Raw genomic sequence first — 26,432 nt, forward strand, 5'->3', positions numbered from 1 at the left:
ATTTTAAATGAAAAACTTCTTTTTTATCATAGTGCTTTTAATGTTGTTATTCTCATTTATTCAGCCTGCAATAAACCCAGACTCCTTAATGAGGATATCAAACTTAACAACCGCAGAAATCAACTCAATAGTAGGCGTTCAAGAAGGTAGTATTGTATATGATACAGACCGTAACAGAATGCTAGAATATACAAATACCGGTTGGAGTGAAATGCTTGTTGATTCTAATGTCTATTTAGGTAGCTTCACTATTAACTCGTCTGGATCAATTACAATATCAGATGTTCCCTTCCAACCTTCACAAGTAAGCTTTGTTGCTCATGCAAATGTTGAATCGAATAATATAGCTGCAGATAACGGTGTGGGAAATAATGCTCGTGGAATTTCAAATTCATATGGAACTTCAAACGGTTTTGCTAGAAATAACGGAGGAAGCATTGTTCAACAAAGTATTTACGTAGGCGGACATGGAAATTCAATCAATGACATTTCCAGATATTCAAGTAGCTCAAACTGTGTTGGCATAAGATACGGTGATCAAAATGGGTCTAATTTGGGTATAATTGAAGCCTCCTTAACCAATTTTACAACAAATGGTTTTACCGTAAATGCTACTTATACTAACGGTGAAATAACGGTAAATAATGCTAATCCAGTACTTAATGTTCAACCAGCAGATGTTAACAATGAAGCCATAGTGGTTTTATTTACAGCCTACAAATAACTTGCTCATGAAATTATTCCTAAGTAGTTTAATCTTTACCGTGTGGTTCGCTTTCTCACAAGCTCAAATAGACCCTAACTCTATATTGGGTATACCTACTTTAACTACAACCGAGATTAACAGCATTTCTAATCCTAATGAAGGATCAATTGTTTACAATACCACAGATCAATCTTTGTACTTGAGAAATGCTACTACATGGAAAAAACTAACGGTAGACGAAAGCAAGACTGTAATATTAAATCGTAATGGCGGCTCCTTACCTACTGCAATAAACACCTTTTATGATTTGCCATTGACTAATAGTCACGTTACAACGATAAATAACGATTATTATACAATATCTGGAACTTCCGAAATCACAATACTTCAACAAGGAAATTATCTTATATCTGGAGAATTATCAACTACCAATATGCCGGCAGGTGATAATAAATATATCCTAGCAGTTTTCATCAATGGATCAAGAAGAGGTTATTTATCTAGAGGATTTGCAAGTGTCCCTAGTAGAGATTTCTGGGGCACCACAGGTACAATTATGTTTAGTCTAAATGCAAATGATGTCATCAACATTCGATATGTACTAAATGTAAATGGTGCTACACTAAACGCCAATTTTTCAAACATTGGTATTACAAAAATTTAGATTATGAAAAATTATCTATTCTTTACTTTGTTAGTTGTTTACGCTTTCGCGAAAGCGCAAACTGCCTTACATAATTATGGTAATTTAAAAATACATCCAACAGGACAGATAGGTTTTCATACAGATGTCATAAATGACGGAATATCGAATGATAATGATGGACTAGCCGGATTTTACAATGATAATCGCATGCTTACTTTCTCGGGTACCAACCAAATGAATTTTGAGAATGTGGAGTTAGAAGTAGATGATGATTTAAGTTTATTAACTTCCGTAGGAATTACGGGAGAATTAGACTTTATATCCGGTAGGTTTATTACACCTAGAATTAATCCCAACATCAGACTCAAATTTTTAAATAATAACTTTTATTTTAATTCAAATGACAATAAACATATTGATGGATTTAATGAATTTTCTGGTTCAATAGATTTCACTTTTCCAATTGGAGATGAATTTGAACTTAAACCGCTAGGAATTTCCAATTATACAGAAAAACAATTTGTAGCAGCTTATTTTAAGGAGGACCCTAACACTCCTACCACATTTGTGAGTGGCTTTGACACATCTGCCTTTGAGCCTAGCTTAGATATTGTCTCAACAACCGAGTTTTGGTATCTTGATAGTACAGGTACTGCAGATGTTACTTTACACTGGACATCGAGTAGTAATGTAAGTAGTTTAGTAAACAATTTAAGTCAACTTAGAATAGCTGCTTGGAATGCTACCACCAATAAATGGGACAATTTAGGAAATGACTCTTTTACAGGAACGGTTAATGAAGGTACCATTACTACAAAAATTAATGCAACTCAAGAGTATACTATTTATACGTTAGCTTCTATTCTTGAAAATGGTAACGATATTCTAGTTTATAATGGAATTACACCAGATGGTGATGGTATAAATGATACACTTATTATACGAGGATTAGAAGACATACCAGATAATGAACTTATCATTTACAATCGTTGGGGTGTGGCTGTATATCAAAAAGAAAATTACGACAATAGTTTTTCTGGAATTTCTGAAGGTCGAGTAACCACATCTCAGGACGAAAAACTACCAGAAGGTACTTATTTCTACGTACTTAAGATAGGGAATAAAGAAAATCTTGCTGGTTACATCTATATCAATAGATAATTTATTAGATCGGATTGTTAACTTTTTTATAATACTAGTATTATATTTAGCGTCCGAAAAAAATAATTCATGCAAATCAAACGATTATTTGACTTTCCATATTACCAATTAAAGAATTATCCTAGAGAAGATGCTCTAGTTACTAAACAGAATGGAATATGGGAAAAAACCTCTACACAAGAATATATTAATCAAGCCTGTGCCCTATCACGTGGATTAATGCGATTGGGACTTCAAAAGGACGATAAAGTTGGTATTATATCAACAAACAATAGAACAGAATGGAACATCACTGATATAGGAGTTATGCAAACAGGTGCCCAAGATGTACCTATTTATCCTACTATATCAGAAGAGGATTACGCATATGTTCTTAATCATAGTGAGGCAAAATTTGTTTTCGTATCTGATCAAGAGGTATATGATAAGGTTCAAGCAATAAGAAACAAGGTTCCATCATTGCAGGAAGTTTATTCTTATAATGATATCAAAGGCTGTAAAAGCTGGAGAGAAGTATTAGAATTAGGTAAAGACGACAGTAACCAAAAAGAATTAGAGGATCGCATGGCTGCCATTAAGGAAGATGACCTAGCAACTCTTATTTATACTTCTGGAACAACCGGTAGACCTAAAGGTGTAATGCTATCTCACAAAAATATTAGTAGCAACGCTATCTTTTCTAGAGATCGACTACCTATTGTTGAAGGAAAAGGTAAAGCATTAAGCTTTTTACCTGTCTGTCACATTTATGAACGCATGTTATTATACATGTATACCTATGTAGGTGGTGGTATTTATTTTGCGGAGTCTATTGAAGCTATATCGGACAATCTAAAAGAAGTGCAACCCGATGTAATGAGTGCGGTACCTCGATTACTCGAAAAAGTATACGATAAAATTATCGCCAAAGGAACAGATCTTACCGGCATTAAAAAGAAATTATTCTTCTGGGCTGTAGAACTTGGATTAAAGTGGGAACCATATGGACGTAATGGCTGGTGGTATGAACAAAAACTCAAACTAGCGCGTAAATTGATTTTCTCAAAATGGCAAGAAGCATTAGGAGGCAATCTACAAGCCATAGCTAGTGGTAGCGCTGCTCTTCAACCGAGACTTGCACGTGTGTTCAACGCAGCAGGTGTACCAGTAATGGAAGGATATGGTCTAACTGAAACTAGTCCAGTTATTGCTGTAAATGACATGCGTAATAACGGATTTAAAATAGGTACGGTAGGAAAACCATTAAAGGAAACCGATGTTAAAATCGCCGAAGATGGTGAAATAATAATTAATGGTCCACAACGTATGATGGGGTATTATAAGGATCCAGAAAAAACCGCCGAAGCTATTGATAAAGATGGTTACTTTCATACAGGAGACATAGGTGAAATTGACCAAGAAGGATTCTTAAGAATTACGGATAGAAAGAAAGAGATGTTTAAAACATCAGGTGGTAAGTATGTTGCTCCACAAGTAATTGAAAATGTTCTTAAACAAAGTCGTTTTGTAGAACAAATCATGGTAATTGGTGAAGGAGAAAAAATGCCAGCAGCCTTTATTCAACCTAATTTTGAATTTCTTGAAGAATGGGCAGAGCGTAAAGAACTTAAATACAATTCTTACGAAGAATTATGTGCCCTAGATCGAGTAATTGACAGATATCAAAGAGAAGTTGATCATTATAATGAACAATTTGGAAAATGGGAACGCATAAAGCGATTTGAACTTACTCCAGAAGTATGGTCTATCGATAATGAACAACTCACTCCTACCCTAAAATTGAAAAGAAGAAATATTAAAGCAAGGTATCAGGATCTATATGATAAGATTTACGGACCAAAAATTTAATATCCTTTGTATAACCTTTTTTAATGCCGTGTATAATCACGGCATTTTTTATGTAGTTTCACCAAATAAAATAATTAATTGTACGCAATACTAGATATAGAAACTACCGGTGGTAATTATGGTGATGAAGGAATCACCGAAATCGCTATATATAAATTTGATGGACATGAAATAGTGGATCAATTTGCTAGCCTGGTAAATCCGGAAAAACCCATTCAACCGTTTGTAGTTCAACTTACAGGTATAAACAATAAGATGTTAATCAAAGCTCCAAAATTTTTTGAGGTTGCAAAAAGAATTATTGAAATTACCGAAGGTTGTGTCATAGTTGCTCACAATGCTGAGTTTGATTACCGCATGCTAGTCCAGGAGTTCTCTAGCCTAGGTTATGATTATCAAAGAGAAAGCATTTGCACGGTTCAAGTAGCTCAAGAATTACTTCCTGATGAAGAAAGTTACAACCTAGGAAAACTTTGTAAATCATTGGGCATTCCAATTCCTTCGAGACATCGAGCAACAGGTGATGCGGCAGCAACAGTAAAGTTGTTTAAGATTCTTCTTGAAAAAGATACAGGAAAAAAAATTATAAATAGCTTTCAAAAACAATTAACACAAAAGAGTGTAAAAAAAGGCCTTCAAGAATTTTTGGACTCAGTACCTGCGACTACAGGTGTCCTTTATCTTTTTAATGAAAAAAATCAATCTCTTTATATTTCCAAAAGCAGAAATATGAAGAAAAAACTTAGACAAGTTGTAACCTCACAAGCAAAGTGGGCAGCAAACTTAACTAAGAAAATTCATCGAGTATCCTATGAACAAACAGGAAGCCTTTTAATTGCTGAAATAAAAGAATACATAGAAATTAAGGCTCAAAGACCGAAATTTGTTCGTAAGCGAAAAGCTATACATTTAAAATCTGTACTTAATTATAAAGACAATCGAATTCAAATTAATAAAATAGCTCTTCCTTCTAGAGATGGTTTAATATTTTTTAGAAGCGATAAAAAGGCTATTAATTTTCTTAAGTGGTTATTTAGTAACTCTTGTCAATCTCCCGATGATTATATAGGCAATAACGAATTGTTACAACAATTGGCAGATATTGAACACTTAAAAAACGGTAAGAGTATAGATGAATTATTAGAAGAATTTAACTTCATGAATGGATCCTATATTCTTAAATTAAGAGGTCGCACAGCAACAGAACACGCAGTACTTAAAATTTCCAACAATAAGATTCAAGGTTATGCCTATATCGATCTTAAATATCAGGTAACCAATAGTGAAATTTTAAACAAGCTTTTAATTCCTTTAAATGATGATAAAGGAATTTTTCTTAACATGGTACATCAATATATCAAGACAAGAAAAAACATATATAAATACAAATTAGTATGATGGAAAAAGGTAGGTTGTTTCTCATCCCTGTAACACTAGGTGAAATTAATCCTCTTGAGGTATTACCTATATCTGTAAAAAAGGTAATTGAGGTAGTTGATCATTATATAGTAGAAAATGAAAAAAGTGCTAGACGCTTTATAAAAAGCATTCACCCAGGAAAATCACAACCTAGCCTGCAACTTTCAACACTTAATAAATTTACCGAACCTAGTGAATTACCTACTTTTCTTAAACCATGTCATGAAGGTACACATGTAGGTCTTATGAGCGAGGCTGGTGTTCCTGGTGTTGCAGATCCAGGTTCACAGGTTGTAGCAATGGCACATGAACAAGGAATAAGAGTGCAACCTCTGGTAGGACCTAGTTCCATCCTTATGGCAATGATGTCTAGTGGTATGAACGGACAAAGTTTTGCGTTTAATGGCTACCTACCTATTGATAAGCATGATCGTCGAAAAAGAATTAAACAATTAGAGTCATTAAGTTTACGAGAAAATCAATCTCAAGCCTTAATTGAAACGCCTTATCGCAATAATAAGTTAATTGAAGAATTATTAACCACATTACATCCAGAAACACGTTTGTGCATAGCATGCGATATCACCCTACCAACTGAATATATTAGAACCTTTTCAGTAAAAAAATGGAAGCAAAATATTCCAGATATTCATAAACGTCCAGCCCTATTTATTATACATGCATAACATTTTTTATTCCGCTTTCGCGAAAGCATAAACATTTAATTAACAAATACTTATCATATATTTTAAGGTGGTCTTAACATAATATCATTGAAGTCATAAAAAAATCTTACTTTGCGTAGATTAATCAATGACGAAAATGAAAAAACTCTTACTCTTTCTAATTTTATTGACACCTCTGTCGATGTATTCTCAAGGAGAGGCATCGTGGTGGTTCTTCGGACAAAACGCAAGTTTAGATTTTAATAGTGGAGCACCTCTTCCTGGTCCAACTGGTTCCTTGAATACATTTGAAGGTTGTAGTACCATATCAGATGAATGTGGTAACTTATTAATGTATTCAGACGGAACAACAGTTTGGGATAGAAATGGTAATGCTATGCCTAATGGAACCGGATTATCCGGTAATTCGTCTAGTGCTCAGTCTGCCATTATCATTCCCGATTTAGGGTCCACAGTCAGGTATTTTGTAATTACTATTAGTTCTGGTGCAGGATTGCGATATAGTATCGTAGATATGTCCCTTAATAGTGGATTAGGAGATGTAGTAGCAGGAAGAAGGGATTTATTAATACAAGCAAGTACTCAGGAAAAAGTTACAGCAGCTTACAACGATTCTCAAACTTTTTATTGGATTCTTACTTTTGATGGAAATGGAACTTATAGTGCTTATCCTGCAGGTGGTGGAATTATACTTGCTGCCCAAGGTGTTGACTCACCATTACCAACAACTGCAATGAGTGATGCTCGTGGTTATATTAGATTATCACCTGATGCATCAAAAGTATCAAATACCTCAATAGGGAACGCTGGAACGGCTTATCTAGCTGACTTTGATAACGCTACTGGAGTTGTATCCAATCCTATACCTCTTACTAACACTACTGGAACCACTTCAAGATATTATGGTACTGAGTTTTCTCCAAATTCTCAACTAGTATACTTAAATGGAAATACCCAAGATACTGGTAATGGATGTGGAACTGGGAACACCAGAGAAATTCTACAGTATGAAATTAATGGTGGTGCCATGTGGAATAGTAGACCTAATGTAATTCCTACAAATGCAACTAATAATTCTGGTCGTGGAGCTTTACAATTAGGTATTGACGGTATGATCTATCATGCACGTACTTGTCAACCATGGTTAGGTGTAATAAGAAGTCCTAATTTACTAGGTGGTGCTGCAGGCTATGTTGACGATGGTGTGGCTTTGGCTACGCCTATGCAATCTAGAGAAGGATTACCACCATTTATCACTTCATTTTTTGAACCTTCATTCCTCGCACAAGATGCTAATAATGGCTCTGGAGGCGGTAATAATGGAAATCAAACGGACTATTGTGATGGTAGTACGATACAATTTAATAGTTCTGCTAGTGGACTTTGTGCAACAGCAACCGTTCTTTGGGATTTTGGAGATGGAAATACAAGTACTCAATTAAACCCAACACATTTATATGCTGGACCTGGAGTCTACACTGTTTCTTTAACGGTAACTAGCGGCTTCTACACTGCTACAGCTACTCAAGTTATAAATGTTTACGAAAATCCGATCATAAATCCAGTTCCAGTACAACGATTGTGTGATTCTGATGGTAGTGGTGACGAACCATTAGACCTCGTAACCGTTATAGATCCTTTTATTTATGGTACTCAAAGTACCACCGATTTTACTATCTCATACTTTCTAACTCAAAATAATGCCGACAATAATGTAGGATCTATTAATAGTCCATACCTGTTTCCATTAGGTACAACTACTGTTTACGCAAGAATTTCTAATAACACAAATCCGCCTGCGTCGATTGACTGTTTTGTTACCGATACTTTTGACGTTATAGTATCACAGGCAGGTGGTATTACTTTGTCACCAGCGGTATTAAATTTGTGTGATGCAGATAATGATGGTTTTGAGACATTTGATCTTACAACTTCCGATTCTCAGGTATTTCCAGGTGGAAGTGCTGGTGGTGCTCAAGTAACGTACCACCCAACATCAAATGATGCTAATAATGGTACTAATGCGATAACCAATTTTACTAGCTATGTAAATGCTACACCAACCTCAGAAGTTGTTTATGTAAGAGCTGTTACTGATCCTGGAACTGCTTGCCAAGGTGTTGATACTATTGATATTACATTAAATGTATACGATTCAAAAGTAGCTAATCCTGTACCTGATCAAAGATTTTGCGATAATGGTAATGACGGTACGGAAGATATTCTTTTAACCGATTTTGACGCAACAGTTTTAGGCAGTCAAAATGCTTCAGATAGCGCTATTACCTATCACTTAAATCAATCTGATGCCGATACAAATAATTCTCCTCAAACAAGTCCATTTGCTTTAACAGGAAATACTACTATATATGTTAGAATCGAAAACACCAATTTCACTGACTGTTACGATACAACATCTATAAACTTATTCTTAGATACTCAAGCAGTTGCTAATACAGTAACAGAATTCAGACTGTGTGATGACATTTCTAATAATGGTTCAGAAGTATTTGACTTAAATACAAAAATTTCGGAAGTATTAGGATCACAAACCGCTGCAGATTTCAATGTTGAATTTTTTGTTTCACAGGCCGATGCAGATTTAGGTTCAGCTGGTGGAGCAACGCCTGTTTCCTTAAATTATAGTAGTGCAGGGCAAACCATGTATGTAAGAATTGAAAATATTAACAATACAAATTGTTTTGACACTACTACTTTTGATTTAATTGTAGATGAACTTCCTTTAGCCAATACTCCTGCTACTTTAGACTTGTGTGATGATACTAGTAATGACGGAGTTGAAAATGTGGATTTAACTGTACAATTTGATAATGATGTATTGAACGGTCAAACTTCTACTAATTTTGTAGTTACTTATCATGCCAATCAAACTGATGCAGATAATGACTCAAACCCGTTGACAAGTCCATATCAAGTAAGTTTAGGAACAACAAATCTGGTCGTTCGTGTTGATAATTTAAATAATGAAAGTTGTGCTGCTACAGCACCTATAACTATAATTTTAAATGAACAAGCTATTGCAAATTCGGTAGCAGATTATAGATTGTGTGATGATGTTTCAAACGACGGTCAGGAAACTTTTGATTTAAGTACTCTAGATTCTCAAATTTTAGATACTCAAAACGCCGCAGATTTCACCATTGAGTATTTTGCTAATCAATCAGATGCTGATCTAGGAACTGTTGGCGGAGCAACAGCATTACCTACCATGTATACCTCTGGAACATCAACTATAATAGGAAGAATACAGACTAATTCTAACACGAGCTGTTATGATACAGTAAGTATCAATTTATTTGTGGACACAACTCCGCAAGCAGGTGTTCAAGCTGATATAATAGTATGTGATGACCCTTCCAATGATGGTGTTGAAGATGTGGATCTTAGTCAATTTGATTCTACCATATTAACTGGTCAATCAGCATCAGACTTTGTAGTTTCCTATCACGCTTCTCAAGCAGACGCTGATAATGACGCTAGTCCACTTTCAAGTCCTTATTCTGTAAGTGCTTCTACACCTAGAATATTTGTTAGAATTGATAATGTAAATAACAATAGTTGTTATACTACAACCAGTTTTAATTTTGTTATTGCCCCTACTCCAACTGCAAATGCGGTGAATGATATGGTTCAATGTGATGATCCTACAAATGATGATACCGAATCTTTTGATTTATCAATGGCAGATAGTCAAGTCTTAGGTAACCAAAACCCATCAGATTTTACCATTACTTACCATCCTACACAAAATGATGCGGATAATAACAGTAATGCTTTGCCTGTGATTTATAATAATGTTACAAATCCGGAAACAGTATACGTTAGAATTGAAGCTGTAGCTAATCCAGTTTGTGCGGATTTCACGAGCTTTACATTGACAGTAAGCGAACAACCAACTGCTGGTTTTGCTCCTGATATAGTGGGTTGTGATGATCCTTCTAATGATGGTTTTGAAGATTTTGATTTCTCGCAACAAGATGGTGCAGTATTAAACGGTCAATCAGCTTCTGATTTTGAAATAACTTATCACTTAAATCAGGCTGATGCGGATTCAAATAGCAATGCTCTTCCCGTGCCATATACCAATACATCAAGAGCTCAAACAATTTATGCTAGAATTCAAAACAGAAATAACCCTGATTGTTACGATGTTTCCTTCTTTGAAATTGAAGTATTTGAAAGACCTGACATTAATAATCAAGGTCCTATAACCATTTGTGCAGGAATTAATGAAGTTCTAGATGCAGGTCCTGGTTATTCAAGTTATTTATGGTCAACTGGTGAAACTACACAAACAATAACAGTAAATTCACAAGATGACTATACAGTAACGGTAACAAATAGCAATGGTTGTGATACCACAGCAACGATTAGAGTAATTGAATCTGATATAGCAACTATAGAAAGAATTGCTGTCAACCAATTTGAAGTAAATACAAATACACTTGAAGCGATAGTTACTGGTCCAGGAGATTATGAATTTAGTTTGGATAACTTTGTATATCAAGATTCGCCACGATTTAATAATCTAGTTCCAGGATTTTATACCGTTTATGTAAAAGATAAAAATGGGTGTGGAACGGTTTCTCAAGATGCCGTTATTATAGGTGGACCACCTTATTTCACTCCTAATTCTGACGGATATCACGATACATGGCAAGTAACTGCTATTGAAACTGTGCCAGATGCAAACATTTATATCTTTGATAGGTATGGTAAGTTATTAAAACAAATAAGTCCTACAGGTGCTGGTTGGGATGGAACTTATAATGGTAACCCTATGCCTTCTAGTGATTATTGGTATATGGTTGAATTAAGTGACGGAAGAAGTTTTAGAGGACACTTTGCTCTGAAGAGATAACTTTATTAATTAATAAATTGTAAAAGCGCCTTATAAATAATAAGGCGCTTTTTTTATTCTACTTTAAAAACTGTTTAATATTTGGTTTGAAATAATTAGGTCCTTTTAATACTTTACCATCTTCTCTATAAATAGGTTTTCCATCAGAACCCAGTTTTGACATATTAGAACTTTGGATTTCATCAAAGACATTAGTTATTATATCTTGCATGCCGTGTTCTATAATAGTTCCACAAAGTATGTACAACATATCTCCTAGTGCATCTGCTACTTCAACTACGTCATTATTTTGAGCCGCTTCAAGGTACTCTTCATTTTCTTCTTTCATAAGTTCATACCTTAGTTTAATTCTCCTGCTAGAAATATCGGCGATTGGTGAATTTTTGATTCCTAGTCCAAATGAATCATGAAATTTATATACGCTTTCTAATTGTTTTTTCATTTATTAGTTTTTAGGATTGTAAATTTGAAAAAATACTTCAGATGTACCCAATATTATTACAAAAAGATCCTATGTTCTCTACCGGACAATTAATTTTTGCACTTCTTTTTTTTATTGCATTTGTGATTATAATAAGTATTATGTACAGGAAGGATAAAAAACTACACAAAAAAAATTATCGTGGTGTATTTTGGGTATTAATAGGGTTTATAGGATTTTTTGTGTTACTCCTATTAATAAAATACGGTCTTAAATAAGACTTGTAAATCTATCTTCTTGATAATTTTACTGTAAAAAATAGCTGCTTAATAACTTGTATATTTGTAATACAACTATCCATCAAATGCGCAATTTTATTACTTCAATTTTATTCCTTACAATTTCGTTTTGGACTTATTCTCAAGAAATCCCATTAGATAGTATAATAAGCTATATAGATCAAGGAAAAGCAGTTAACGTTGAGCAACAATTGAAGTTAAGAGACTTTGAGAAATTAAATGATTCTTCCAAGGTAAAATTTCTTTTAATCAAAGGAATGGTGTTTTTTCAAGAGGATAAATTTGTTGAATCTTATAAAGCGTTATTAAAAGCAAAAGAATATAAGGAAAATGTTTCCTTAAGAAATATCTATACTGTAAATCATTACCTTCAAAAAGTTGCCAATACGGTTTCAGAATTTAGTACTAGTGCTGAAGCTCTTGACGAAGAAAACTGTAAGATTGCCTACGAATTAAATCAACCTAAATTAATTATAGATTGTATTTACAATCAATGCTATAAAAGCATTGTAAAAGAAGACTTTATTGATGCTCTTCAATTAAGTTATCAGATGAAAAGTATAGCGGTAAAAGCGAAATTAGAAAGAGAGAAAATTAATATTGAAAATATTATAGGCACCATTCATTATTACAATAATGATTTTGACTCAACCCTTTTTTACTTTAAAAAGAATATAGAATACTACGAGAAAGCTAAGGATTCATTCGCAATGCTGGAACGGTATAATAATATGGCAAAAGTTCAACTTGAACTTGAAAGAAACGCTGAAGCACTTAAGTCCATAAATATTTCTGAACTTTATTTAAAAAACTACAAAAATGTAGGAATGGACGCTCTTATTAAAAGAAACAAAGCTGAAATTTTATATGCTAATAAGAAATATAAAGAAGCTGCTGAATACTATCAAAGTTATTTAATTTTAAAAGACTCTGTTGGAGAAGAAAGTCAAGCAGGTACCATTGCAGATTTACAGACTAAATACGCAACAGCAGAAAAGGAAAAGGAAAATGCTTTATTAAAAGCAGGTAAATTAAAAGCTGAAAATAGTCTTTATGTACTTTCTATAGTTTTAGGAATCATAATAGCAGGAGCTGGATTTTTTATACTTTATGCTTATAAACAAAAGAAGGTATTAGAAGCAAGAGAACTTGCTGAAAAAGAGAAGGCGGAAAAATTACGTAAAGATCAAGAACTTGCGAGTATTGACGCCATGATTGCCGGTCAAGAACAAGAGCGCAAAAAAATAGCATCAGATTTACACGATGATTTAGGGAGCTCACTTACCACAGTAAAAATGTATATTGAATCGGTTCAATCAAACGTTAAAGAAGAAAGCGCGCAAACCTTACTTACCAATGCCTTGAATATTATAGGTGAAACCTACTCTAAGGTAAGAACTATTTCCCATACCCAAAATAGTCGTGTCTTAGGTGAATCTGGACTGGTAGATACATTAGAAGATCTTTGCGACAAAATTAATCAAGCAGGGCAAACCAATGTCGAAGTAGTGAGTAATGAACTATCTACTCCTATATCTAATTCTAAAGAATTGAACTTGTTTAGAATTATTCAAGAATTACTAAATAACATTATTAAGCACGCACAGGCTAATAATGCCTCGATTAATATAACAAGCTATCAAGATAAATTAGATCTTATCATTGAAGACGATGGTATAGGGTTTAATTACGACCCTAATTATAAAACAGATGGAATAGGTCTACACAGCATAGCTCGTAAAATTGAGAACATGAATGGTTCGTTTGAAGTTGACAGTGCACCAGGAAAAGGTAGTACTATAATGATAGAAATACCCCTTAAATAATGATTCATATTGCAATTGCAGAAGATCATGTTTCCCTAAGCGATGGTCTCAAATTATTTTTAGAACAAGATAACGACATCAAGGTAATGTTCACAGTTCCTAATGGCAAGGAAATGCTTTTAAAACTTGAACACATGAGGCCTGAAGTAATTCTAACAGACATAAGCATGCCAGAAATGAATGGTGTTGAACTGTGTCAACGAATTAAAAAAGAATACCCAAGAACAAAAGTTCTCGCCCTAAGTATGTTTGAAAATGAAGGTGCAGTTAGAGATATGATTGACGCTGGAGTTGACGGCTACATGCTTAAAAGTAGTCCACTTACCGAGTTAAAAAAAGCAATTTTTACAATAGCAGATGGTAAAAATTACTATGATAACGAACTTAAATTCAATATCAAGGATTTGAAGTTATTCTCCTCACGTAAACAGTTGTTATCTCGTAGTGAAAAGGAAATTCTTAAGCTAGTAGCACAAGGTAAAACCAACCAAGAAATTGCCGACTTCAGAGGTACTGCTGTAAGTACGATCATTAAACATCGTAAAAATATGATGCAAAAATTAGATCTCCATGGTAAAGGTGAATTACTTCAATATGCAATTCAGGAGCACGGCCATTATTAGTGGTTCCCTTCTTGTACTTCTTATAAGTTGCGTTAATAATCCTTCACCATCAAACACCTATGAAAGTAAGCAACTCACACCTCATTATGAGAATATCAGAACAAGCAGCGATACAATAGTAACCATTCCCAAATTTAATTCCAAATTCGTTTCTGATAGGAGAATTGAAATATTACTTCCAGCTCAGTATCCTAAAAAAGAAACTTTGTATAAAGTGTTGTATATCCAAGATGGTGAACACCTATTTCAAAATGATACTATTTCATTTAATAAATCCCTAAATTTTAGAAATCAAATTAGATCTCTACAAGCTACTAATTCCATCTCACCAACTATCGTAGTGGCAATTTGGAGTTCTGGTAACAAAAGATTTAATGAATATATGCCTGAGCAACCTAAGTCTCTTCTAAATTCCGCTTTCGCGAAAGCAGAATTAAAAAAACAAACAGGATATAATGAATTATACAGTGATGAATATTTAGATTTTTTAGTAAACGAGTTAAGCCCTTTTATTATAAAGAATTTTCAAGTTTCATCAAATAAAGAGGACTCTATCATCATGGGAAATGAAATGGGCGCTTTACTCAGTTTGTATGCAGCAATTAAGCATCCTGATATTTTTGGCAATGCTGCTTGCTTTGAACCCTATTGGAATGTTCCGATTTTAGGAGACGCGTTTGTTGAAACATTACCAAAATCTATTCCTAGCCCATCATCAAGTAAGTTCTATTTTGATCACAATTCATTAAAGACCGATAGCCATTACAAAAGCAATCATAATAGAGTCCTTAAGGAGTTTAAGCAAAAAGGATATTCTGATGATAATCTCCTTTCGTTTGAATATAAAAACTTCATAGAGGATTCTGTAAATTGGAAAAGAAGAATGGAAATCCCTTTAAAATTTTTATTAAAATAAAAAAAGCCTGACTACAAAGTCAGGCTTTTTAATGTATTAAGGTTTAATCTTAGTTATTGATTAAACGGAATTCAGTACGACGGTTTGCTCTGTGCTCACGCTCAGTACAAGATACACCATCTGCACATCTGTTCTTTAATCTTGACTCACCATATCCATTTGCTACAATACGAGAAGCGTTGATACCTTTTGAGATAAGGTAATTAGCAACTGCTTGTGCACGTCTTTCAGATAAAGCCTGGTTAGAAGTTTTAGAACCTCTAGAGTCAGTGTGAGAAGCGATCTCTACTTTTGATCCTGGAGTATTGTTAAGAGTAGAAAGTAATTTAGCATCGATTTCAGCTTTATCAGCATCAGTTAATGTAGCACTTCCTAATCTCCAGTTGATTTGAAGACCGTTATATTCTACAAGCTTACAGTCAACCTCACTCCATACAGTAAGACCACCTTTTTGCTTTAATACTTCTCTTGTAATTGTTTTAGAAGTAGATGGTACTGTTTCTTCAGTTGTAGAAGCATCAGACTTAAGGATTGTCTTTGTGATATTTGCATATTCTGCAGGAATTTCAATTTCCTCTACTCTAGCTGGTTGATCAACCACACGTACAGTGTAAGTTCCCATTTGCTCTGGTACAGCTGTTCTATTAAAAGAAGCGTCGTTTGTAAGAGTAGTTACAGATACAGTTTGGTATTCTGCTGGGTAACCTTTATAACACCAGTAACGACAATCGTCTGGATTAGAAGATGTACATTCTGCTGGTGGTACTGAACTCATTTCCCACTGTGCATATGCAGGTTTAATCTCGATAGTCTCTGTTGACTTTCCAAAACTAGCTGGAACAATTGAGATAGTAGAACCTGCTTGCTTCTTAACATAAGATCTAGTCTCAGTTTTATAAGTTGCAGGTATCACACGTAATTTTTTTGAAGCTTCTTTTACAAGAACACGTTCTGTAACAGTTTCATAAGTAGCAGGAACAACTCGTAACTTCTTATAAGCAGGAGTCGACTGGATACTAACTTCTTCGTTTTCGTAAACATCTGGCGTGGTACAACGTACATAACACTTACCTGGCTCTGGATTTGTAGGAAGATCCTGAGCGGTAACTGCTGTTACAGCCGCCATTGCTACTACTGATAGTAATAATTTTTTCATTTTGATTGAAATTTGATAATTAAATAATGAGATACAAAAGTCCCATTTACAGGTTATTATAACATAAATTTAAGAATAAAAAAACTTTACATTAGTTAAAAGACAAAAATTATCGGTGAAATACACGATATTTAAGATTAACTAATTGAATTAAATTCAATCAAATTGTTAATTACTTCACGATGTTGTAAAGAATCGTAGTCATAATGAGTAACAAATCTCATTTTACCTTCACCCATGTTACTAATTGTCATTTTTTTTGCATTACAAAATGTCATAAATTCATTTTGATCTTTTACTTCAAAAATGATGATATTAGTTTCTACAGGCTCAACTTTTTTAACAAATGACATTTTTTGCAAGACTTCTTTAAGCTCTTGCGCTTTATGATGATCTTCTTTTAATCGATCAATATGATTTTCAACAGCATATAATCCAGCAGCACACATATAGCCTATTTGTCTCATACCACCGCCTAACACCTTGCGCACTCGCATTGCATTTTTCATCAATGAAGATTTACCACAAAGTACCGTGCCCATAGGTGCGCCCAATCCTTTGCTTAAACAAACAGATATAGTATCAAATAATTGGCCATATTCTTTAGGGTCTTGACCAGTAGCAACTAGAGCATTCCACAATCTAGCCCCATCAAGATGAAGACCTAACCCATGTTTATTGCAAACTTCTTTAATTTCTTTAATGTTATTTAAATCATAACAAGCACCACCGCCTTTATTAGTTGTATTTTCAAGAGTTACTAAGGTCGTAAGAGGACTATGATAAAAATCCGGAGGATTAATTGCTGCTTCTACTTGTGAAGCGGTGATCTTTCCTCTATCACCATCCAATAACTTACAACTTACTCCACTATTAAAGGAAACGCCACCACCTTCATAATGATAAACATGTGCATACTTATCGCATATAAGCTGCTCGCCAGGTTGCGTGTGTAATTTGATTGCAGCTTGGTTTGCCATACTACCAGTAGGAAAATACAATGCCTCGTCCATACCAAACATTTCGGCAATGCGGTTTTCTAGTTTTATTGCCGTAGGGTCTTCTTTGTATACATCATCACCTACATCGGCACTCATCATAGCTTCTAGCATTCCTTTTGTAGGTTTGGTAACGGTATCACTACGTAAATCTATCATGTTCTATTTATTACATTAAAAATGTAAAGATACTAAGTGGGATTACGCTTTCGCGAAAGCGAATACTAAAAACACTATCATTTATATATTGTGGATAATAGTACCCTTAATATTTAAAATTTTATTTTTGCGAGTCCAATAAATTTTTATGGTAACTACAGAACAGATTAAAGATCTTGAGAATCGAGTAAAAGATCTAAAATCCTACTTACAAATTGAAGCAAAGCAAATCGAGATCACAAATCTTGAAGAGAAAACGTTTTCTCCTGACTTTTGGAACAATCCGAAAGAGGCTGAAGTTATTATGAAACAGTTACGTAATAAAAAACAATGGACCACAGATTATAAACAAGCGGTTACACTAGTAGAAGATCTGGACGTATTGTATGAATTTTTTAAGGAGGACGATGCGACCGAACAAGATGTACAACAAAAGTTTGATGAAGCAACCTCATTAGTTGAAAATCTTGAATTTAAAAATATGTTATCCAATGAAGGTGATGACATGAGTGCAGTACTTCAAATAACTGCTGGTGCTGGTGGAACAGAATCTTGTGATTGGGCAGAGATGCTCATGCGCATGTACATGATGTGGGCAGAAAAACATGGCTTCAAGGTTAAGGAGTTAAATTTTCAAGCTGGTGATGTTGCTGGTGTAAAAACAGTTACTCTTGAAATTGATGGTGATTATAGCTTTGGATGGTTAAAAGGAGAAAATGGTGTTCATAGATTGGTACGCATATCTCCTTTTGATAGTAATGCAAAACGACATACTTCATTTGTATCAGTTTATGTATATCCACTGGCTGATGACTCTATCGAAATAGATATTAATCCTGCTGATATTTCTTGGGATTTTGCAAGAAGTAGCGGTGCCGGTGGTCAAAATGTAAACAAGGTAGAAACCAAAGCCATTCTAACTCACCATCCTACTGGAATTGTTATTCACAATTCTGAAACTCGTTCACAGTTAGAAAATCGAGAAAAAGCCATGCAAATGCTGAAATCACAGCTTTTTGAAATTGAATTACAAAAACGTAATGCTGCCAGAGATGAAATTGAAGCTGGTAAAATGAAAATTGAATGGGGTTCTCAAATACGTAATTATGTTTTACATCCTTATAAACTGGTAAAGGATGTACGAACTAATGAAGAAACAGGAAATACCGATGCTGTACTTAATGGTGATATTGATGCTTTTTTAAAAGCTTTTCTAATGAGCCAAGGTCAGGAGAAACCTAGTGACGAATTATAAATAATTTGATATTCCTTTAACCTAAGTTTAGGCTTTTGTCAACTTATCATGATATACATTGCACAAAAGTTGTAAACCTAAAAATGAAAAAGACCTTAACGTTATTAATGATCTTGATAGGATCATTTGCGATTGCTCAAAAACAAGAAGTAAAATATACTATAAAAGGAACTCTTGTCGACCTTAACACTAAAGCTCCATTGGAATTTGCTACCATATCTTTCATAAGCAATGATCCAAATGTTCCTGCTCAAGGTGGTGTTACAGATCTAGATGGTAACTATGAATTTAAAGTAAGTCCAGGTACCTATACCGTAAAATGGGATTACATTACCTTCAAAACGATAGAGAAGCAAAATGTTGTCATTAAAAATGACAAAGATTTTGGCACCATGGAAATGGTGGTAGATGTGGCACAATTGGATGCTGCAGTGGTAATTGCCGAAAAAACAACCGTAGACATACGACTAGACAAAAAGATTTATAATATAGGTAGTGACCTTACTGTAAGAGGTGGTTCTGCTAGTGATGTATTAGATAATGTACCTAGTGTAAGTGTAGACGTAGAAGGAAATGTCGCTTTACGTGGTAATGAAAACGTAACCATTTTTATAGATGGTAGGCCTAGTGCTCTAGTCGGTTTAAATGGCGCCGAGGCGTTAAGACAAATTCCAGCAGAGGCTATCGAAAAAATTGAGGTAATCACCTCGCCTAGTGCTAGATACGATGCAGAAGGTACCGCTGGTATTTTAAACATTATCTTAAGAAAAAAATCATTGGAAGGTTTCAATGGAAATTTACAATTAGAATCAGGTGTTCCAGAACGATTAGGAGTATCTTTTAATGGAAATTATCGCACTGGCGACTGGAACTTTTTCACAAATACCGGATGGCGCTATAGAACAACTCCAGGAAATGCTAGCTCTAGTACAGAATTCTTTTCTCCTGATGCTGCCAACAGGTTTGTGGATGAGCGTAGAGATTTCGATAGACTAGGACGTAATTTCTTTACCAGTTTAGGAGCTCGATATAATATAAATGACAACAGTAATATTGTTGCAAACTTTGTTTATCGCTATGGTAATGATGACGATGTAACTACTAATACCATAGATAGATTTGATATTAATAGAAATTTGAATGAGGCTACACTGCGACGAGAAATGGAAGGTGAAAATGAGGATGATTATCAGTTCACACTAGATTATTTAAATGATCTTGATGAGGATGGTCAAAAGCTTTCTATAAGTTTTCAATATGGTGGCGAAATTGAAGAGGAAATCGCTAACATTATTGAACAAGAAACTACCACAAGTACGATTAATGATGTTGAATTTCAAGATCAAGAAACAGAAGAACAAAACGCTTTATTACAAATAGATTATGAGCTTCCAATTGGTGAAAACACCAATTTTGAGGCTGGTTATAGAGGAAACTATAGGGATATTACGACTTCTTTATTTTTTGCTGAAAGACTAGACTTTACTACGCCAGATTCTCCCTTAGTGCCAGATCCAGGTTTAAATAATACATTCCAATATGAGGAATTAGTTAATGCCTTTTACTCGCAATACGGGCATAAATGGACTAAATTTTCATTACTAGCTGGGTTGCGATATGAAATAACAGATGTTGATATTTTTCAAGAAACAACTAATGTAACTTCAGAAAAAAATTACGGAAGCCTATTCCCTACTTTAAACTTAGGTTTCGAGTTTAGAGATGGAGAGAATATAACTTTGGGATATAACCGAAGAGTAAGACGACCTAGAGGAAGATTTTTAAACCCCTTTCCTAGTCGTAGTAGCGAGTCAAATATCTTCCAGGGTAATGTAGATCTTGATCCTAGTTTTGCAAATAGTTTAGAACTTACCTACCTAAGAAAATGGAATAAAGTTACATTGAGTACAGCTGTCTATTTTAATCGTAGTGAAGACAATTGGGAATTTATTCAAGAAGAAACTGGAGAGCTTACAGACAATGGAGATCCTATAATTAGAAGAACTCCTGTAAACCTTTCTACTCAAGATCGATTAGGATACGAACTCACTCTAACATACAGACCATTTAAATGGTGGACCATTAATTCTGATTTTAATGTATTCAATGTTGAGACAGATGGAGATTTCAACGGACAAAGTTTTGATTTTAATAACACCACATATTTTGCCAGATTGAATCAAAAATTCACATTACCTGGAAAAATAGACCTTCAAAATAGAATTAACTATCGTGGAGCAAGTGAAAATGCTCAAGGAACTAACGATGGTATTGTAACTATAAACCTTGCTGCAAGTACAGACATTTGGGATGAAAGAGCCTCTATTACAGCTAGTGTAAGTGATTTATTAAACAGTCGTCGTAGACAAGGAACTGTTACTACTCCAAATTTTATTTCAGAAAGTGAATTCCAATGGCGTGAGCGTCAATTTATTGTCACCTTTGTTTACAGATTTAATGAACAAAAAAGACGTGATCGTAATAACTTCAACAACGATGGCGGTGATGATATAGAATTTGAAGGTTAACAATACATTTAAGAATATTAACTTTTTATATCCATAAATTAATTGATTTAATAAGATTTTTGTTAAAACAATAAACATGAAAAGAATATTTTTATTTTTTGGATTACTAGTAAGTGGTCTAATTAGTGCACAAGAAATCTCAAACAATGCTATAGGAATTAGAGCTGGTGATGGTGATGGTTTTGGTACTGAAATATCCTATCAACGTTACTTAGGAGGAAACAACCGTTTAGAAATTGATTTGGGTATTGAATCAGGAAACAATTTTGATGGATTCAAGGCTAGTGGTATTTACCACTGGGTTTGGAATATCGATGGCGGTTTTAATTGGTACGCAGGACCAGGTGCAGGAATTGCATTTATAGATCTTGATGATGATTTTCCAGGACGTGATCGCTTTGACGATAGTGAAACCTCATTATTTGTAGGTGGACAGGTAGGAATTGAATATAACTTTGATATTCCTCTTATACTTTCATTAGATGTAAGACCAGAATTTTATTTTGGTGATTTTAGGGATGGAAATGATTTTGATGTTGCGTTAGGTATTCGCTATCAGTTTTAAACCGTACTTCAATAAAAAAACTTAAACCTCAGGATTTTATTCTGAGGTTTTTTTATACCTATCAAAGTAACAATTAAAGCTTAAAAGCTACATATAACAAAACTCACGTTATGAAACATAGTTCCTTTTCTGCAATGCAGCTATCTTTAAAAAATAACAAACGTGAGAAAAAATCAAGATTTGATAATTCACCTTTAGGCAAGACTAAATCAAGGCTGAACGCTAAAATAGCAACTAAACCAATTGATAAAAAAGACCTTAATGAAATAGCTTCTAGAATAAGAAGTCAGAATAATTATAACCTTCTTAAAGGTATTCTATTTTTTATAATAATAGCAGCTATAATAAGCTCCTTTGTGATCTTTTTAATCCGTACGTTTAATACACATTAAACATATAATCAATTCTAGTGAAAAGTATCTAAATAGAGTTGCTCCACCTTTTCACGAGCCCATGGTGTGCGCCTTAAGAACTTCAAACTAGATTTAATAGACGGATTTGTATTAAAGCAATTAATGCGTATTAAACCACCTAGCTCGTACCAGCCATAATGATTTACTAGTTTTTCTAGAATATCTGCTAGTTTAACACCATGTAAGGGATTATTAGGTTGCTCCATAAGTTATTCAATAAAATCCATGGCTAGCTTTTGTGCCCTTGATTTACCGTTATTATCGATTTGTACTTTAAAAAAATGATCGTAATCTTTCTCGTCTAATTCCTTATAAATACTATCTGATTGTAAGTCATTGGTATACGAATTTATAGTGTTGCTATGGCCATATAACACAACAGTCTCTCCTTTGTATTTATTTAATAAGCTATCACCATTCAAAGATCTTACATCATAAATTTCTATGGTTAGTTTCTTTGATTTAGCTAGTGGTGCCGCAGTCTGCCTAGTTCTCTTAAAATCACTGGATAATATTCTATCAACATCTTTTAAGAAGAAATAGTTCACCCATTGATTTGCTCTTGAAATACCGCTCGGTGTAAGTTCTGGATCATTACCTTGATCCTTGACTTTTTCAGCGTGCCTAATAAAATAAAAAGTGGTTAACTTATTATCTTCTTGCTTACTAGTATTACCACAAGAACTCATAATGATCATAATAACAACCACCCAAAGAGATTTCAATTTCATAATTTCAAGTCTTTTTCCGTTCACAATATTACGTTAAGTTTTTAAGCCTGTAATAGAAAGTTGGTATTTTTAAAGATATGAAAGCTACTACCATAACTTTTGATAGTCCTACTGGATACAAACTCACTGGGATAGTCGAATTACCCAGTTCTCAAAAACCCCATAATTTTGTAATATTTGCTCACTGTTTTACGTGTAGTAAGGATCTTACTCCAGTGCGTATTATTTCGAGAGAACTAACCTCACAAGGATTTGGTGTGTTACGATTTGATTTTACCGGTCTAGGAGCTTCTCACGGTGATTTTGCTGATACGACATTTTCCAGTAATGTTGACGACTTACTGGCTGCCGTAGCGTATTTAGAAGAGCACTATCAAGCGCCTTCACTTCTTATTGGACATAGCTTGGGTGGTGCTGCTGCGATTTTTGCTTCCGCGAAAGCGAACTCTATAAAAGCTGTAGCAACTATAGGTACTCCTAGTGATGTTAAACATGTGAAGCATTTATTTGCTGATAAAGTGGAAGAAATTGAATCAAAAGGAAATGCAAAAGTTCAATTAGCAGGAAGAGAATTTACAATATCCAGCGATTTTGTAAAGAGTCTCAATGAAAATCATCTCACTCAGGTACTACAAAATTTACGTAAACCTGTGCTCATCATGCACAGTCCTCAGGACGATTATGTAAGTATTAAACATGCAGAAAAATTATATGTCAATGCCTGGCATCCTAAAAGCTTCATTAGTCTAGACGGTGCTCACCATCTACTCATGAACAAAAAAGATAGCAGTTATACAGGAAGAGTAATCGCAGCATGGGCCTTGCGATATCTAAACATTCCTGAAAAACAATCACTCAAATCCGAACATGAAATTGTTGCAAGTTTAAAAGCTGGTGATGACTACACTACTTCTATTAAGGCAGGCGATCACTACATCAAAGCAGACGAACCTTTGAGTGTAGGTGGCAATAACTTTGGGCCTACACCTTATGAACTGGTATCATCTGGTCTTGCTGCATGTACGGTGATGACTTTGCACATGTATGCTAGGCGCAAGCAATGGCCACTAGATCATGTTGAATGTCATGTTTCATATAGTAAAGAACACGCAGCTGATTGTGAACACTGTGAGGAAAAATCTGCCAAGATTGACACCTTTAAAAGAGGTATAAAAATCACTGGGGACTTAGATGAAAAACAAATTGACCGTTTGTTACAAATTGCAGATAAATGTCCCGTACATCGTACCTTGCACAGTGAGACACAAGTAATCACAAATAGATTATAATAGATGGTTTTTGAATTTGAAGCAACTCTAGGAACAGATGGCTTTATGGGAGCTATCCTAATTCCTGAGGACATTGCCGATCAATTAGCAGTAGATAAAATAAAACGCGTAGTTGCAACCATTACTTCCAATAATAAGGAGTTAAAATTACACGCTGGCATTTCAAAAAAGCATGGGACTGTATACCTCATGTTTTCCAAAGCAAACCGTAAATTACTCGATGTTGATCAAGGAGACACGGTTAAGGTAAAAATGCAAGAAGACACTAGCAAATATCAAGCTCCCATGACCGAAGAGCTGGAAGCCGTATTATTGAGTGATTTTGAGGCTTATGAAATTTTTGAAACACTTACACCTGGTAAACAACGCAACATAATTTTTATGGTTTACAATGCAAAAGGAGAACAAAAAAGGGTGGATATTGCTTTAAACGCTATGGAAAATTTAAAAATAGGAAATCGAGATCCTTATAAATTTGAAAAGTTAATCTAAAAATCGGTAGTCGTTACAATCTTAGTTTTTGTTATTGTAAGTCTTACTGATTCATCCAATTTTTAAAATCCTTTACTCGCTCTCGACTCACGATAAGGTCAAATTCATTAAAAGAATCAATTTTCACCTTTAAACGTGAATTTGTGTATGAAATCATATCCTTTATAGCGTTTATATTGATAATAGCTTGTCTAGAAATACGATAAAACTGTTCAGGATCAAGCTCATTACTTACAGACTCTAATTTATTATCTATTAGGTAATTGCGCCCATTAGAGAGATTGACATAAGTTCCTTTATTTTCAGAAAAGAACAATTGAATATCATCAACATGAAACAGTTTTAAATGTTCTCCTACTTTAGCTGTATATCGTTTCTTATAATTCTTATCAATAGGGTTACCCAACATTTGGGCTATGCGAGAAAAGTCTATATTACTTAGGCTATTTTGAGGTGATTGGGATGATGAGTTTCCGCTTTCGCGAAAGCGTAATTCAAACTTATTTATTGCAGCTTGTAAGTCATCTTCATCTAAAGGTTTAAGAAGATAATCTACACTGTTATGTTTAAATGCCTGCAAGGCATATTCATCATAGGCAGTTGTGAATATAATGGCGCTATCCAATTGAACCTCATCAAAGATTTCAAAAGATAATCCATCACTTAATTGAATGTCAAGAAAAATTAAATCTGGAGAACTGTTGTTGTGAAAGTAGTTAACAGCTTCTTCTACAGAATGTAACATGGTCATAACCTCAACACCTAGTTCGTGCAACATGCGTTGTAATCTACGAGCAGCAGGTTTTTCGTCTTCTATTATTATGGTTTTAATGCTCATTTTCTAATAATTCTTTGATTTTTTTCTCTTCCCATTTTTTACCAAAAAATGGATTTAGTTTAAAAGTATTTAAAGCGTGAATAAGCAGTCCTAAACCCCACCAAATTGTCACGGTCCAAATAAAAAATGCCATTGAACCACCAAAATACCATACTAGCAATGCAATACCACCATTAACCAACATAAATGAAATAAGATGGTTGTAGAAACCTTTGAGTTCTTTTACTCTTTTTACGGCTTTCTGACGAGCCTCTTCTTGGGTTGTAAATGATTCCATTTTGTTATGAGTTAAGTTCTTTTTCCATAATTTCTTGAATTTTGCGCTCTTCCCATTTTTTACCTGTAAATGGATTAGTGCCAAAAATAGCAAATGCATGTGCAATTAATCCTATTCCCCATCCACCAAGAGTGAACAAAAACCAAGGAAATTCCCATTGATTCTGATAGTAATTTAATCCCGCTATTCCTATATTTACTAGTATGTAGACCACACTGTGAGAATAAAATCCACGGATCTCTCCTACTCTTTCTTTTGCCCTTTTGTAGCGTTCTTCATATGTTTCTTGTGGTTTCAT

At 34.3% G+C, this 26,432-nt stretch carries 25 protein-coding genes; 17 read left to right on the forward strand and 8 right to left on the reverse strand.

All coding sequences use genetic code 11. From position 1 onward, the window contains the following. The first annotated feature begins 7 nt into the window (after nt 1–7). The 7 genes from AAT17_RS01090 (at nt 8) to AAT17_RS13510 (ending at nt 11,348) form a co-directional block, all read left to right on the forward strand. Entirely contained in the window at nt 8–724 is a 717-nt protein-coding gene (locus AAT17_RS01090; RefSeq protein ID WP_157539188.1) for a hypothetical protein, read from the forward strand. Between the two features lie 7 nt (nt 725–731). Further along, a complete protein-coding gene (locus tag AAT17_RS01095) occupies nt 732–1,370 on the forward strand; it encodes a hypothetical protein (protein ID WP_060522532.1) in 639 nt (212 codons plus the stop codon). Nucleotides 1,371–1,373: 3 nt separating this feature from the next. After that, on the forward strand, nt 1,374–2,513 hold the full coding sequence (locus AAT17_RS01100) for a gliding motility-associated C-terminal domain-containing protein (protein ID WP_060522533.1): 1,140 nt from the start codon (nt 1,374–1,376) through the stop codon (nt 2,511–2,513). Nucleotides 2,514–2,582: 69 nt separating this feature from the next. Beyond that, nucleotides 2,583–4,361 carry a long-chain fatty acid--CoA ligase gene (locus tag AAT17_RS01105; RefSeq protein ID WP_060522534.1) on the forward strand — a complete coding sequence of 593 codons (1,779 nt, stop codon included), beginning with the start codon at nt 2,583–2,585 and terminating at the stop codon, nt 4,359–4,361. A gap of 78 nt (nt 4,362–4,439) precedes the next feature. Then, nucleotides 4,440–5,759: an exonuclease domain-containing protein gene (locus tag AAT17_RS01110; RefSeq protein ID WP_060522535.1), complete on the forward strand. Its 1,320-nt coding sequence runs from the start codon at nt 4,440–4,442 to the stop codon at nt 5,757–5,759. Then, nucleotides 5,756–6,466: an SAM-dependent methyltransferase gene (locus AAT17_RS01115; RefSeq protein WP_060522536.1), complete on the forward strand. Its 711-nt coding sequence runs from the start codon at nt 5,756–5,758 to the stop codon at nt 6,464–6,466. The genes AAT17_RS01110 and AAT17_RS01115 overlap by 4 nt, the downstream gene beginning before the upstream one ends. A 136-nt stretch (nt 6,467–6,602) precedes the next feature. Next, nucleotides 6,603–11,348: a T9SS type B sorting domain-containing protein gene (locus AAT17_RS13510; protein WP_060522537.1), complete on the forward strand. Its 4,746-nt coding sequence runs from the start codon at nt 6,603–6,605 to the stop codon at nt 11,346–11,348. Between the two features lie 58 nt (nt 11,349–11,406). On the opposite strand, the gene AAT17_RS01125 is transcribed toward AAT17_RS13510, so the two are convergent. Beyond that, on the reverse strand, nt 11,407–11,790 hold the full coding sequence (locus tag AAT17_RS01125; protein WP_060522538.1) for a nucleoside triphosphate pyrophosphohydrolase family protein: 384 nt from the start codon (nt 11,788–11,790) through the stop codon (nt 11,407–11,409). A gap of 71 nt (nt 11,791–11,861) precedes the next feature. Between AAT17_RS01125 and AAT17_RS13435 the strand changes: the two genes are divergently transcribed. The 4 genes from AAT17_RS13435 (at nt 11,862) to AAT17_RS01145 (ending at nt 15,433) form a co-directional block, all read left to right on the forward strand. Continuing rightward, on the forward strand, nt 11,862–12,047 hold the full coding sequence (locus AAT17_RS13435) for a hypothetical protein (protein ID WP_042278770.1): 186 nt from the start codon (nt 11,862–11,864) through the stop codon (nt 12,045–12,047). Nucleotides 12,048–12,133: 86 nt separating this feature from the next. After that, nucleotides 12,134–13,894: an ATP-binding protein gene (locus tag AAT17_RS01135; protein WP_060522539.1), complete on the forward strand. Its 1,761-nt coding sequence runs from the start codon at nt 12,134–12,136 to the stop codon at nt 13,892–13,894. Beyond that, entirely contained in the window at nt 13,894–14,517 is a 624-nt protein-coding gene (locus tag AAT17_RS01140; protein WP_060522540.1) for a response regulator transcription factor, read from the forward strand. Before AAT17_RS01135 ends, AAT17_RS01140 begins: the two co-directional genes overlap by 1 nt. Beyond that, nucleotides 14,489–15,433 carry an alpha/beta hydrolase gene (locus tag AAT17_RS01145; RefSeq protein WP_060522541.1) on the forward strand — a complete coding sequence of 315 codons (945 nt, stop codon included), beginning with the start codon at nt 14,489–14,491 and terminating at the stop codon, nt 15,431–15,433. The genes AAT17_RS01140 and AAT17_RS01145 overlap by 29 nt, the downstream gene beginning before the upstream one ends. Nucleotides 15,434–15,482: 49 nt before the next feature. On the opposite strand, the gene AAT17_RS01150 is transcribed toward AAT17_RS01145, so the two are convergent. Next, the gene (locus tag AAT17_RS01150; protein ID WP_042278724.1) at nt 15,483–16,589 is read right to left on the reverse strand and encodes an OmpA family protein; all 1,107 of its coding nucleotides are present in this window, start codon (nt 16,587–16,589) and stop codon (nt 15,483–15,485) included. A 137-nt stretch (nt 16,590–16,726) separates the two neighbouring features. After that, the gene (locus tag AAT17_RS01155) at nt 16,727–17,746 is read right to left on the reverse strand and encodes a low specificity L-threonine aldolase (RefSeq protein ID WP_060522542.1); all 1,020 of its coding nucleotides are present in this window, start codon (nt 17,744–17,746) and stop codon (nt 16,727–16,729) included. 148 nt (nt 17,747–17,894) lie between these two features. On the opposite strand from AAT17_RS01155, the gene prfB reads away from it, so the two are divergent. From prfB to AAT17_RS01175, 4 genes are all read left to right on the forward strand, one after another. Then, nucleotides 17,895–19,001, forward strand: coding sequence for a peptide chain release factor 2 (gene prfB / locus AAT17_RS01160; protein WP_060522543.1), 1,107 nt, complete (start codon nt 17,895–17,897; stop codon nt 18,999–19,001). An 83-nt stretch (nt 19,002–19,084) separates the two neighbouring features. Then, nucleotides 19,085–21,529, forward strand: coding sequence for an outer membrane beta-barrel family protein (locus tag AAT17_RS01165; RefSeq protein ID WP_082586870.1), 2,445 nt, complete (start codon nt 19,085–19,087; stop codon nt 21,527–21,529). Nucleotides 21,530–21,605: 76 nt separating this feature from the next. Further along, nucleotides 21,606–22,094, forward strand: coding sequence for a hypothetical protein (locus tag AAT17_RS01170; protein ID WP_060522544.1), 489 nt, complete (start codon nt 21,606–21,608; stop codon nt 22,092–22,094). A gap of 110 nt (nt 22,095–22,204) precedes the next feature. After that, nucleotides 22,205–22,486 carry a hypothetical protein gene (locus AAT17_RS01175; protein WP_157539190.1) on the forward strand — a complete coding sequence of 94 codons (282 nt, stop codon included), beginning with the start codon at nt 22,205–22,207 and terminating at the stop codon, nt 22,484–22,486. Between the two features lie 14 nt (nt 22,487–22,500). Here AAT17_RS01175 and AAT17_RS01180 read toward each other — a convergent pair whose 3' ends face one another. Next, entirely contained in the window at nt 22,501–22,713 is a 213-nt protein-coding gene (locus AAT17_RS01180; protein WP_042278719.1) for a VF530 family DNA-binding protein, read from the reverse strand. Between the two features lie 3 nt (nt 22,714–22,716). Then, nucleotides 22,717–23,238 carry a phosphoglycerate mutase family protein gene (locus AAT17_RS01185; protein ID WP_060522546.1) on the reverse strand — a complete coding sequence of 174 codons (522 nt, stop codon included), beginning with the start codon at nt 23,236–23,238 and terminating at the stop codon, nt 22,717–22,719. A gap of 77 nt (nt 23,239–23,315) precedes the next feature. Between AAT17_RS01185 and AAT17_RS01190 the strand changes: the two genes are divergently transcribed. Further along, entirely contained in the window at nt 23,316–24,527 is a 1,212-nt protein-coding gene (locus AAT17_RS01190) for a bifunctional alpha/beta hydrolase/OsmC family protein (RefSeq protein ID WP_060522547.1), read from the forward strand. 3 nt (nt 24,528–24,530) lie between these two features. Continuing rightward, entirely contained in the window at nt 24,531–25,019 is a 489-nt protein-coding gene (locus AAT17_RS01195) for a YdeI/OmpD-associated family protein (RefSeq protein ID WP_060522548.1), read from the forward strand. 43 nt (nt 25,020–25,062) lie between these two features. On the opposite strand, the gene AAT17_RS01200 is transcribed toward AAT17_RS01195, so the two are convergent. The 3 genes from AAT17_RS01200 to AAT17_RS01210 are packed head-to-tail and all read right to left on the reverse strand — an operon-like array spanning nt 25,063 to nt 26,432. After that, nucleotides 25,063–25,851 (reverse strand): LytTR family DNA-binding domain-containing protein, encoded by a 789-nt coding sequence (locus AAT17_RS01200; protein WP_152557412.1) that lies wholly within the window; start codon nt 25,849–25,851, stop codon nt 25,063–25,065. Beyond that, nucleotides 25,847–26,134 (reverse strand): 2TM domain-containing protein, encoded by a 288-nt coding sequence (locus tag AAT17_RS01205; protein ID WP_060522549.1) that lies wholly within the window; start codon nt 26,132–26,134, stop codon nt 25,847–25,849. The genes AAT17_RS01200 and AAT17_RS01205 overlap by 5 nt, the downstream gene beginning before the upstream one ends. A 4-nt stretch (nt 26,135–26,138) precedes the next feature. Continuing rightward, complete coding sequence (locus tag AAT17_RS01210; protein ID WP_042278710.1) at nt 26,139–26,432, reverse strand: 2TM domain-containing protein; 294 nt, start codon at nt 26,430–26,432, stop codon at nt 26,139–26,141.

Source organism: Nonlabens sp. MIC269 (assembly GCF_001430865.1).
Lineage (GTDB): Bacteria > Bacteroidota > Bacteroidia > Flavobacteriales > Flavobacteriaceae > Nonlabens > Nonlabens tegetincola.

Bases quoted from the DNA above. Each gene is read 5' to 3' on its own strand.
- AAT17_RS01090 (WP_157539188.1), top strand. From the start codon at position 8: ATGAAAAACTTCTTTTTTATCATAGTGCTTTTAATGTTGTTATTCTCA.
- AAT17_RS01095 (WP_060522532.1), top strand. From the start codon at position 732: ATGAAATTATTCCTAAGTAGTTTAATCTTTACCGTGTGGTTCGCTTTC.
- AAT17_RS01100 (WP_060522533.1), top strand. From the start codon at position 1,374: ATGAAAAATTATCTATTCTTTACTTTGTTAGTTGTTTACGCTTTCGCG.
- AAT17_RS01105 (WP_060522534.1), top strand. From the start codon at position 2,583: ATGCAAATCAAACGATTATTTGACTTTCCATATTACCAATTAAAGAAT.
- AAT17_RS01115 (WP_060522536.1), top strand. From the start codon at position 5,756: ATGATGGAAAAAGGTAGGTTGTTTCTCATCCCTGTAACACTAGGTGAA.
- AAT17_RS13510 (WP_060522537.1), top strand. From the start codon at position 6,603: ATGAAAAAACTCTTACTCTTTCTAATTTTATTGACACCTCTGTCGATG.
- AAT17_RS01125 (WP_060522538.1), bottom strand. From the start codon at position 11,790: ATGAAAAAACAATTAGAAAGCGTATATAAATTTCATGATTCATTTGGA.
- AAT17_RS13435 (WP_042278770.1), top strand. From the start codon at position 11,862: ATGTTCTCTACCGGACAATTAATTTTTGCACTTCTTTTTTTTATTGCA.
- AAT17_RS01135 (WP_060522539.1), top strand. From the start codon at position 12,134: ATGCGCAATTTTATTACTTCAATTTTATTCCTTACAATTTCGTTTTGG.
- AAT17_RS01140 (WP_060522540.1), top strand. From the start codon at position 13,894: ATGATTCATATTGCAATTGCAGAAGATCATGTTTCCCTAAGCGATGGT.
- AAT17_RS01145 (WP_060522541.1), top strand. From the start codon at position 14,489: ATGCAATTCAGGAGCACGGCCATTATTAGTGGTTCCCTTCTTGTACTT.
- AAT17_RS01150 (WP_042278724.1), bottom strand. From the start codon at position 16,589: ATGAAAAAATTATTACTATCAGTAGTAGCAATGGCGGCTGTAACAGCA.
- AAT17_RS01155 (WP_060522542.1), bottom strand. From the start codon at position 17,746: ATGATAGATTTACGTAGTGATACCGTTACCAAACCTACAAAAGGAATG.
- prfB (WP_060522543.1), top strand. From the start codon at position 17,895: ATGGTAACTACAGAACAGATTAAAGATCTTGAGAATCGAGTAAAAGAT.
- AAT17_RS01165 (WP_082586870.1), top strand. From the start codon at position 19,085: ATGAAAAAGACCTTAACGTTATTAATGATCTTGATAGGATCATTTGCG.
- AAT17_RS01170 (WP_060522544.1), top strand. From the start codon at position 21,606: ATGAAAAGAATATTTTTATTTTTTGGATTACTAGTAAGTGGTCTAATT.
- AAT17_RS01175 (WP_157539190.1), top strand. From the start codon at position 22,205: ATGAAACATAGTTCCTTTTCTGCAATGCAGCTATCTTTAAAAAATAAC.
- AAT17_RS01180 (WP_042278719.1), bottom strand. From the start codon at position 22,713: ATGGAGCAACCTAATAATCCCTTACATGGTGTTAAACTAGCAGATATT.
- AAT17_RS01185 (WP_060522546.1), bottom strand. From the start codon at position 23,238: ATGAAATTGAAATCTCTTTGGGTGGTTGTTATTATGATCATTATGAGT.
- AAT17_RS01190 (WP_060522547.1), top strand. From the start codon at position 23,316: ATGAAAGCTACTACCATAACTTTTGATAGTCCTACTGGATACAAACTC.
- AAT17_RS01195 (WP_060522548.1), top strand. From the start codon at position 24,531: ATGGTTTTTGAATTTGAAGCAACTCTAGGAACAGATGGCTTTATGGGA.
- AAT17_RS01205 (WP_060522549.1), bottom strand. From the start codon at position 26,134: ATGGAATCATTTACAACCCAAGAAGAGGCTCGTCAGAAAGCCGTAAAA.
- AAT17_RS01210 (WP_042278710.1), bottom strand. From the start codon at position 26,432: ATGAAACCACAAGAAACATATGAAGAACGCTACAAAAGGGCAAAAGAA.